This window comes from Nocardioides sp., assembly GCF_035703625.1.
Classification (GTDB): domain Bacteria; phylum Actinomycetota; class Actinomycetes; order Propionibacteriales; family Nocardioidaceae; genus Nocardioides.
On the sequence record NZ_DASSXS010000326.1, the window covers coordinates 1 to 8,538 of the forward strand.

An 8,538-nucleotide genomic window follows, 5' to 3' on the forward strand; every position below is an offset into this window, starting at 1 on the left:
CGAGCAGACCGCCACCGACACCAAGGGCCGGATCGACCGGTCGCGGCTGGTGATCCGGGTGCCGAGCCAGTTCTTCGACGACGTGATGACGGAGCTGGGTGAGGTCGCCGAGCTGCGGTCGGCCAAGAGGACGTCGGAGGACGTCACCACCGAGGTGATCGACATCGGGGTGCGGGTCCGTGCCCAGGAGAGGAGCCTCGAGCGTATCGAGCTGCTCCTCTCCCGGGCCCAGAGTCTTCGGGACATCATCGCGATCGAGAGCCAGCTGTCCCGTCGTCAGGCCGACCTCGACTCCCTGAAGGCCCAGCAGGCCTTCCTGGCCGACCAGACCTCGCTGTCCACGATCACGGTGTTCCTCGAGAAGTCCGACAGGGCGGTGCCGGTCGAGCCGGACGAGGCCGGTTTCGTCGCGGGGCTCCAGCGCGGCTGGGACGCCCTGGGCAGGGCCGCGACCGTGCTCGCCACCGGTCTGGGCGCCCTGCTGCCGTTCATGGTCGTCCTGCTCCTGCTGGGTGTGCCCGTCTGGCTGCTGGTCCGGTCCCTCGTGCGACGCCGCCGGGTGGAGCCCCTCGCCGCCGACTGAGCCGCGGCGAGGGGCTCGCCCCCGTCAGGCCGCGAGTGGCTCCCGCGGTGGTTCGGCGGTGTGCGCCATCCGCCACGCGTGGTCCAGGTCGCGACCCCGCGTCTCGGGGAGCAACCGGGCGGAGACCAGGCTGATTGCGGCCACGGCCACGTTGTAGCCAGCAACCCACCAGAGCGTTCCGTTGCCCTGCGACACCAGCCAGGCCGCGATCAGCGGAGTGAGTCCCGAGGCGACGACACCGGAGATCTGGTAGAGCGAGCTCAGGGCGGTGTAGCGGTACCTGGTGTCGAACAGCTCCGACCAGAAGGCCGCGAGCGGGCCGTAGACCACGCCGTAGACGATCCCGAGGCCGGCCACCAGCGCCACGAAGATCGCCAGCCTGCCCTCGCTCTGCACCAGGGCCGCCACCGGGAACGCGAGCACCAGCGCGGTCCAGGCACCCGCCCGGAAGACCGGCTTGCGCCCCACCCGGTCCGACAACGCCCCCGAGATCGGCACCAGGACGACACCGAGCGCCGCACCGACGAGGATCCCGTTGAGCGCCCAGCTCTTGGGCAGACCGAGATTGGTGACCACGTAGGCGAGCAGGAACACCGAGAAGAAGTTGAAGGTGAACCCCTCGATGAACCGGGTGCCCATGCCGAGCAGCAGCCGCTTCGGCTGTGCCTTGAGCAGGTCGCGCAGGGGCACCGCGGAGATCTCCTTCGCCTCCTGCACCCGCGAGAAGGCGGGGGTCTCCATGATCGAGAGCCGGATGTAGGCGCCGATCCCGAGCAGCACGATGCTGATCAGGAAGCAGGCGCGCCAGCCCCACGCGAGGAACGCCGCGTCCGGCAGCAGCCCGGCCAGCGAGAAGGCACCCGCGGCGAGGAGCAGCCCGCCGGGGACCCCGATGTGGGCGAAGCTCCCGAAGAACCCGCGCCGCTCCACCGGGGCGTACTCGACGGCGAGCAGGACCGCACCGCCGTACTCGCCGCCGACACCGATCCCCTGCAGGATGCGCAGCACGACCAGGGCGATCGGGGCCCACACGCCGATCTGGTCGTACGTCGGCAGCAGGCCGATCGCCGCCGTGCCGACGCCCATGATCAGCAGCGTCAGCAGCAGCATCTTCTTCCGGCCGATCCGGTCACCGAAGTGGCCGAACAGCAGACCGCCGATCGGCCGGGCGAAGAATCCGACGGCGAAGGTCGCGAAGGCCGCGAACTGGGCGGCCGGTCCGTCCAGGCCGTTGAAGTAGAGCTTGTCGAACACCAGGCCCGCGGCGGTGCCGTAGAGGAAGAAGTCGTACCACTCGATGGTGGCGCCGACTGCCGAGGCCACCGCCACCTTGCGCGGGGTCGGCAGCACCGACGGGTCGTTCGTCGTCGTCGTCATCGCGCCGCCACCTCCAGGCCCTCGCGAAGGTGGGTGAAGCCGCTGCGGTGGAAGACCAGCGGCAGCGACGTGTCCGGGTGCTCCACGGCGTGCAGGCGCAGGATGACGATCGTGTGGTCGCCGGCCTGGACCTCGCGGTAGATCGAGCAGTCGAACATCGCCAGGCCCTCGTCCAGGGTGGCTGCCCCATGGCCGGTGGTCGTCACGTCGAGGCCGTCGAAGCGGCTCTCCACCGGCCCGGCGAGCTGGCGGCAGACGGCGTCCTGGTGGTCGGCCAGCACCGTGAGCCCGAGGTGCTCGGCGCGCCGCAGCGTCGACCAGGTCCTCGAGGAGTTGGCGACGGAGAACGACACCAGGGCGGGTTCGAGGCTCACGGACGTGAACGAGCTGGCGGCCAGGCCCACGAGCGAGCCGTCGACCTCCGCCGCCACGGCGACGACCCCGCTGGGGAAGACGCCGAAGGCCTCGCGGAGTCGGGTCGGATCGAGATCCTGGTTGGTGGTGAGCTGATGGACTGTCATGCGACGGCTCCTGTCAGGTTGACGAGCAGGGAGGAAACGGTGGGGCGGACGGCTCCGAGCCAGTCGGAGTAGGCCGCGGGGTCGTCGTACTGGTCCTCGAGGACGTAGTGGCCACGCACGGTGGTGCCGCCGAGCTCGGCGAGCAGCGGGCGGAGGCTGAGCTCCGGGGCGAGGCTGTGCCCGGGACCGGCCCCCAGCATCAGCGGTACGACGACGCCGCGCAGGCCGGTGCCCCCGGCGAAGCGGTCGAGGAAGACCTTCAGCAGCCCCGAGTACGTCGCCTTGTAGGTCGGGCTCGCGACCACGACGAGGTCGGCGGACCCGACCTGCTCGACCAGCGACGCGACCTCCGCGTCCTTCCAGTCGAGGATCGCCGCGCCGAGGGTCCCCAGGTCGACGACGAGGTCGGGCTCAGCACCGCTCAGGTCGCGGGCGACGCGCACCGCGGCGTCGAGGGTGCGCGAGGCCGGCTTGGGGTTGCCGACGACGACGGCGACCAGCGGAGCCTGGCCGGTCACGACGCGACCGCCGTCCGGCCGGCAGCCTGGAAGGGCACCGCGCTGTTGTGGTCGACCAGCGGCGACGGGTGGGTCCACAGGCCGCGCTCGGCCAGGATCGGCAGGACGCCCTCGCCGAACCAGTAGGCCCCCTCGAGGTGGGGGTAGGCCGAGAGGATGAACTCGTCGATGCCGACCGAGTGGTACTCCTCGATCCGGTCGGCGACCTCCTTGTGACTGCCGACGAGGGCGGTTCCGGCACCGCCGCGGACAAGGCCCACGCCGGCCCACACGTTGGGGTGGATCTCCAGGTCGTCCTTGGAGCCGCCGTTGAGGGCGAGCATCCGCTTCTGGCCCTCGGACTCGCTGGCCTTCAGGCCCTCCTGGACCTGTTTCACGTGCTCGGGGTCGATGCCCTCCAGCAGGCGTGCGGCCTCGGCCCAGGCCTCGTCCGAGGTGTCGCGGGTGATCGTGTGCATCCGGATCCCGAACCGGATCTCGCGGCCCTGCTCGGCGGCCAGGCCCCGGATCCACTCGACCTTCTCGGCGACGGCGGCCGGGGGCTCGCCCCAGGTGAGGTAGACGTCGGCGTGGCGGGCGGCGACCCGACCGGCTGCCGGGGAGGAGCCCCCGAAGTAGATCTCCGGCGCAGGGTCCGGGATCTGTCCCAGCCTGGCGGCTTCGACGGAGAGATGCTTGCCCTCGAAGTCGACGGTCTCCCCCGCCCAGAGGCGGCGGACGATCTCGAGGAACTCGTCACAGCGCTCGTAGCGAGCGTCCTTGTCCAGGAAGTCGCCGTACATCCTCTGCTCGTGGCTCTCGCCGCCGGTGACGACGTTGAGCAGCAGCCGGCCGCGGGACCAGTTCTGGAAGGTGCCGGCCATCTGGGCGGCCAGGAACGGAGCGGTGAGGCCGGGCCGGAAGGCGACGAGGAACTTGAGTCGCTCGGAGACCTGGCTCAGCATCGCGGTGGCGAGCCAGGCGTCGTCGCACCAGGCGCCGGTGGGCGTCAGCGCGGCCTCGAAGCCCATGTCCTCGGCACCGCGGGCGACCTGCCCGAGGTAGGAGACGCTCGCGGGGCGGCCCGCGGCGCCGGCGGAGACGCCGTGCCCGCCGCCGACGACCTGGCGTCCGTCACCGCCGTTGGTCGGGAGGAACCAGTGGAACTTCAGTGGGGAGGTCATGCGGTCTTCCTTTCCTCGAGCCAGTTCTCAGAGCTGGCCGTGGCTGGGTGGGAGGGTGCCGTCGACGGCCCACCTCCCGAGGTGCTGGACCTTCCACGCCGCGGGGTCGTGCAGCGTGTGCGTGCGCGCGTTGCGCCAGTGCCGGTTGAGGTTGAGCGAGTCGAGTGCCGACCGCGTGCCGGCGACCTCGAACAGGCGGCTACCCGCATCGACGGAGGCCTGGGTGGTCGCGGCCCGTGCCGCGGCGACCGCGAGCGAGGCGTGGGCGGCGGTCTCGGCGGACAGGTCGGCGTCGGCGCGGTCGACCGCCCGGGCGGCCTCGGCGACCAGGGCCTCCGCGCCCCGCACGGCGAGCTCCATCTCGCCGAAGGCGTGGACGACGAGGGGGTCCTCGGCGGCGCGCTCGACGCCGGCGTCCGGGTACGGCCGGCTCTTGGTGGTCACGAACTCGGCCGCGTCGGTGATCGCGGCGCGGGCGATGCCGGCGTCCAGCGCGGCATGCAGGACCTGGGCGAAGGCGCCGTAGGTCTGCGGACCCTCGAACGTCAGGTGGTAGCCCATGATCCGGTCCTCGGGCACCTCGACCGACTCGAGCCGCACGGTTCCGCTGGCGGTCGTGCGCTGGCCCATGCCGTTCCAGTCGTCGATGACGATGACACCCGGTGCGGTGCGCTCCACCCAGGCGACGTGCAGTGGTCCGGCGGAGCCGTCGGGCAGGGTGCCCAGGTGTGCGAGCACCGGGATCCAGTCGGCGAACAGCGCGCCCGTGGCGTAGCCCTTGGTGCCCTCGAGCCGCCAGCGGCCGGGCCCGGCCGGGTGCAGGGTGGTGGCGTGGTCCCGGACGTGCTTGCTGCCCACCTCGGACTGCGCGTTGCCGAACCGCTTGCCGGCGAGCACCTCGCCGAAGAAGAACTCCTGCTGGGCGGGATCGGCCCGGTGCCGCAGGGCGTTGACGTAGACGAAGTGGCTGTGCGGGATCTGGGCGATGCTGGGGTCACCGGTGGCGAGGAGCCGGAACACCTCCGCGACCACGGACACCGGCAGGTCGGCACCGCCGTGGGCGGCGGGCACGGTGATCGCCAGCAGCCCGGAGGACGAGAGCCGGTCGATCTCGGACGACGGCAGCACGCGGTCGGCGTCGCGCTCCGCGGACCCGATGGCGAGCTCCGCCGCCAGGTCGCGGGCGACGGCCACCGCCTCGTCAGCAGCGAGGACCGGAACAGCGGTCCGGCCTCGGCGTGGCTGCGGCAAGCGGCCCTCGATCGTCGAGGTCTGTGCTGCGTTCATGGAGAGGGCTCCTTCGGGGAGTCGTGGTGTTCAATGTCGAGTATGTTTGTGAACTTATGGCAGAGATGCAAGGCGAGACCGGGCACCCCGCCAACGGAAAGGGCGATCGGGTGACAGGCGTGACCTGCCACCCGTGCGCCTTTCGAACTGCCGGACCGATGCGTAATCGGTCTTTGTCTACCAAGTTAGTGTACTTTTAGAGCGGAGCAAGCCGACAGGCACCCGACCCAAGGCAGGAAATGCCGATCCGGGTAGAGGCAGCACCTGCCGGTCCCCGATCTCCCCCGGACCCCGACCAGGACGGCTCATGCGCATCGAACAGCTCGAGTACATCGCCGCAGTGACCCAGCACGGCTCGCTCCGACGAGCCAGCGAGAAGCTGCACATCTCCCAGCCGGCGCTCAGCGAGGCGGTCAGCAAGCTGGAGCGCGAGCTCGGCGTGACCCTGCTCGACCGGCGTCGGTCCGGCGCGCGGATCAGCCGTCATGGCCGGGAGCTGCTCCAGAACATGGTCGAGGTGCTCGAGGCGGTCGACAAGCTCAAGCAGGCTGCCGGTGACCAGAGCACCACCACGAGGCTGGTCCGGCTGGGCACCACCAACGCGGCGACCTCCACCCTCCTGGTTCCGGCGATCAAGGCCTTCAGCCGCACCCACCCGGGCACGGCCGTGGAGATCCTGAACATCCAGCAGGCCGACATCCAGCTCGGCCTGGGCGAGGGCTCGCTCGACCTGGGGCTGGTCAACGAGCTGGTCGGCGACGACCCGCCGGTCGACCTGGTCGGTACGGATCTGCTCCACGGCCGACCCGTGGTGGTGCTGCCGGCCGGCCACCACCTGTCGGACTGTGAAGCCGTCACCACCGACGACCTCCGGCAGGAGCGCTTCGTGGCGATGCGGGCGGGGTACCTCATGCACCGGTTCGCACACCGGTTGTTCGGGGCCGACATGCCCGCCACCTGCCACAGCACCGACGGGGCGGAGATGGGCAAGGTGATGGTGGCCGAGGGGCTCGGCGTGACCGTGCTGCCCGACTACAGCGTGGTCGGTGACCCGCTGGAGCGCGCCGGGGTGATCACGTCACGGCCGATCGCCGACGACCACACCGAGGTGCGGCTGGTGCTGCGGCACCGCAGCCTCGACCACGTACCGGCACAGGTCCGCGACCTGCGGACCGCCCTGGTCGACCTGGCCCGGGAGTTCCGTCCCGATCAGGCCTCCTAGGTGCCCCGGGGACAGATAGTCCGTCACGAAACGCTCCATCCGACGCGTCAGGAGTGGTGCTTCTCGTGACGGACTATCCCAGCGGGTAGGTCTGCACGAACTCGGTGAGCCGGGCCAGCTGGTCGGGGTCGGTGGTCGGGAGCACCCCGTGGCCGAGGTTGAAGATGTGGCCCTTCGCTGCGCGGCCCGCTTCGATGATCTCGCCGGCACGCGCGGTCATCACCTCGGTCGGTGCGAAGACCATGGTCGGGTCGAGGTTCCCCTGGACGGCACGGTCGCCGACGAGCGGGATCGCCGAGGCCAGCGGAGTGCGCCAGTCGACGCCGACCACGTCGGCACCCGCCTCCCCCATCAGGGTCAGCAGGTTGGCGGTACCGACCCCGAAGTGGATCCGCGGCACCCCGAGGGCGCCCGCGCGGGCCAGCACCGATGCCGAGTGCGGCATCACCTGGCGCTCGTAGTCGGCGGGCGTGAGCGCACCGGCCCACGAGTCGAAGAGCTGGACGGCCGACGCCCCGGCCGCCACCTGGACCTCCAGGTAGGCCGCGGAGATGCCCGCGATCTTGCGCATCAGCGCGTCCCACAGGTCCGGCTCGCCGAACATCATCGCCTTGGTGCGCGCGTGGTCCTTGGACGGCCCGCCCTCGACGAGGTACGACGCCACGGTGAACGGCGCCCCGGCGAACCCGATCAGGGGGGTGCTCCCCAGCTCGCCGACGAGTCGGCGGACGGCGTCGGTGATGAAGGGGACGGCATCGGGGGTGAGGTCGGGGATCGCCTCGACGTCGGCCAGCGTGCGGACCGGAGAGGCGATCACCGGGCCCACGCCCGGCCGGATCTCGAGGTCGACCCCGACGGCCTTGAGCGGCAGCACGATGTCGGAGAAGAAGATCGCGGCGTCGACGCCGTACCGCCGGACCGGCTGGAGGGTGATCTCGACGACCAGGTCGGGCTGCATGCACGACTCGAGCATGCCGACGCCCTCGCGCAGGGCGAGGTACTCCGGCAGTGACCGGCCCGCCTGGCGCATGAACCAGACCGGCGTGTGGGGTGCCGGTTCCCCTCGTGCCGCCCGCAGGAAGGCGCTGTCGTGGAGCTGCCCGCCCACCGTCGCGCTGGTGCTCATGGGCCGAAGCCTCGCAGGTCAGTCGGCGTGTTCGCACATCGAGGTGGACGTCCCGACCTAGTGTGGAGGCATGGTCGTCCGTCAGGAGACGCACCCGGGCACCGGCGCGGGCGCATGGCCCCCCGAGTTCCGGGAGGCGGTCGAGAGCATGCACGCGGCTCGGCTGCGCCCCGAGGTCTTCTGCGAGGAGATGCCGGCGCCGCAGCGGATAGCGCCCTATTCCGCCGCGATGTCGGCCGACGTCACCGTCGACGACACCGACCTCGGCACCGGCCGGATCATCCTGCTGCACGACCCCGCCGGGAACGACGCCTGGGACGGCACCTACCGGTGCGTGGCCTACGCCCGGGCAGAGGTCGACCTCGACCTGATCACCGACCCGCTGCTGGCCGCGGTCGGCTGGTCCTGGCTGACCGAGGCACTCGACGCCCACGGCGCGACGTACCTCGCGGCCTCGGGCACGGTCACCCGGGTGGCCACCGAGAGCTTCGGCGGCATGGCCGACGAGGGCGGGAGCGCCCAGATCGAGGTGCGGGCCTCGTGGACGCCCTGCCTCCCCGCCACGGCGGAGCCGGGCACCCCGCTCGACATCGGAGCCCACGTGGAGGCGTGGGGTGAGCTGTTGTGCACCGCCGCGGGCCTGCCACCGGTCCCGGAGGGCGTGACCGCGATGCCGAGCCGACGCGGCCAGCGTGGCTCGGGGCACTGACGCCGCATGTCCGACCCGACCGACACAGCACC

The 8,538-nt window shown here is 71.4% G+C and carries 9 protein-coding genes; 3 read left to right on the top strand and 6 right to left on the bottom strand.

Annotation, left to right across the window (positions count from 1 at the left end; translation table 11 throughout):
* Positions 1 to 583 (top strand): DUF4349 domain-containing protein (locus tag VFN12_RS17135; RefSeq protein ID WP_325119999.1); only part of this gene is annotated, 583 nt, incomplete at its 5' end.
* A gap of 24 nt (positions 584 to 607) precedes the next feature.
* On the opposite strand, the gene VFN12_RS17140 is transcribed toward VFN12_RS17135, so the two are convergent.
* The 5 genes from VFN12_RS17140 to VFN12_RS17160 are packed head-to-tail and all read right to left on the bottom strand — an operon-like array spanning position 608 to position 5,449.
* A complete protein-coding gene (locus tag VFN12_RS17140) occupies positions 608 to 1,960 on the bottom strand; it encodes an MFS transporter (RefSeq protein WP_325120001.1) in 1,353 nt (450 codons plus the stop codon).
* Positions 1,957 to 2,481, bottom strand: a complete 525-nt coding sequence (locus tag VFN12_RS17145; RefSeq protein ID WP_325120002.1) for a flavin reductase family protein — start codon at positions 2,479 to 2,481, stop codon at positions 1,957 to 1,959. The genes VFN12_RS17140 and VFN12_RS17145 overlap by 4 nt, the downstream gene beginning before the upstream one ends.
* On the bottom strand, positions 2,478 to 2,999 hold the full coding sequence (locus VFN12_RS17150; protein ID WP_325120004.1) for an NAD(P)H-dependent oxidoreductase: 522 nt from the start codon (positions 2,997 to 2,999) through the stop codon (positions 2,478 to 2,480). The genes VFN12_RS17145 and VFN12_RS17150 overlap by 4 nt, the downstream gene beginning before the upstream one ends.
* Complete coding sequence (locus VFN12_RS17155; protein WP_325120005.1) at positions 2,996 to 4,162, bottom strand: LLM class flavin-dependent oxidoreductase; 1,167 nt, start codon at positions 4,160 to 4,162, stop codon at positions 2,996 to 2,998. The genes VFN12_RS17150 and VFN12_RS17155 overlap by 4 nt, the downstream gene beginning before the upstream one ends.
* A gap of 27 nt (positions 4,163 to 4,189) precedes the next feature.
* Positions 4,190 to 5,449 (bottom strand): SfnB family sulfur acquisition oxidoreductase, encoded by a 1,260-nt coding sequence (locus VFN12_RS17160; RefSeq protein WP_325120006.1) that lies wholly within the window; start codon positions 5,447 to 5,449, stop codon positions 4,190 to 4,192.
* Positions 5,450 to 5,756: 307 nt separating this feature from the next.
* Between VFN12_RS17160 and VFN12_RS17165 the strand changes: the two genes are divergently transcribed.
* The gene (locus tag VFN12_RS17165; protein ID WP_325120007.1) at positions 5,757 to 6,671 is read left to right on the top strand and encodes a LysR family transcriptional regulator; all 915 of its coding nucleotides are present in this window, start codon (positions 5,757 to 5,759) and stop codon (positions 6,669 to 6,671) included.
* A gap of 73 nt (positions 6,672 to 6,744) precedes the next feature.
* Here VFN12_RS17165 and hemE read toward each other — a convergent pair whose 3' ends face one another.
* Entirely contained in the window at positions 6,745 to 7,797 is a 1,053-nt protein-coding gene (gene hemE / locus VFN12_RS17170) for a uroporphyrinogen decarboxylase (RefSeq protein WP_325120009.1), read from the bottom strand.
* 70 nt (positions 7,798 to 7,867) lie between these two features.
* On the opposite strand from hemE, the gene VFN12_RS17175 reads away from it, so the two are divergent.
* Positions 7,868 to 8,506, top strand: coding sequence for a DUF3000 domain-containing protein (locus VFN12_RS17175; protein WP_325120010.1), 639 nt, complete (start codon positions 7,868 to 7,870; stop codon positions 8,504 to 8,506).
* Positions 8,507 to 8,538 lie beyond the last annotated feature (32 nt).

What these genes read in the sequence shown, in the direction of transcription:
- VFN12_RS17155 (WP_325120005.1), bottom strand. Translation starts at nt 4,162, where the DNA reads ATGACCTCCCCACTGAAGTTCCACTGGTTCCTCCCGACCAACGGCGGT.
- VFN12_RS17145 (WP_325120002.1), bottom strand. Translation starts at nt 2,481, where the DNA reads ATGACAGTCCATCAGCTCACCACCAACCAGGATCTCGATCCGACCCGA.
- VFN12_RS17160 (WP_325120006.1), bottom strand. Translation starts at nt 5,449, where the DNA reads ATGAACGCAGCACAGACCTCGACGATCGAGGGCCGCTTGCCGCAGCCA.
- VFN12_RS17175 (WP_325120010.1), top strand. Translation starts at nt 7,868, where the DNA reads ATGGTCGTCCGTCAGGAGACGCACCCGGGCACCGGCGCGGGCGCATGG.
- hemE (WP_325120009.1), bottom strand. Translation starts at nt 7,797, where the DNA reads ATGAGCACCAGCGCGACGGTGGGCGGGCAGCTCCACGACAGCGCCTTC.
- VFN12_RS17140 (WP_325120001.1), bottom strand. Translation starts at nt 1,960, where the DNA reads ATGACGACGACGACGAACGACCCGTCGGTGCTGCCGACCCCGCGCAAG.
- VFN12_RS17165 (WP_325120007.1), top strand. Translation starts at nt 5,757, where the DNA reads ATGCGCATCGAACAGCTCGAGTACATCGCCGCAGTGACCCAGCACGGC.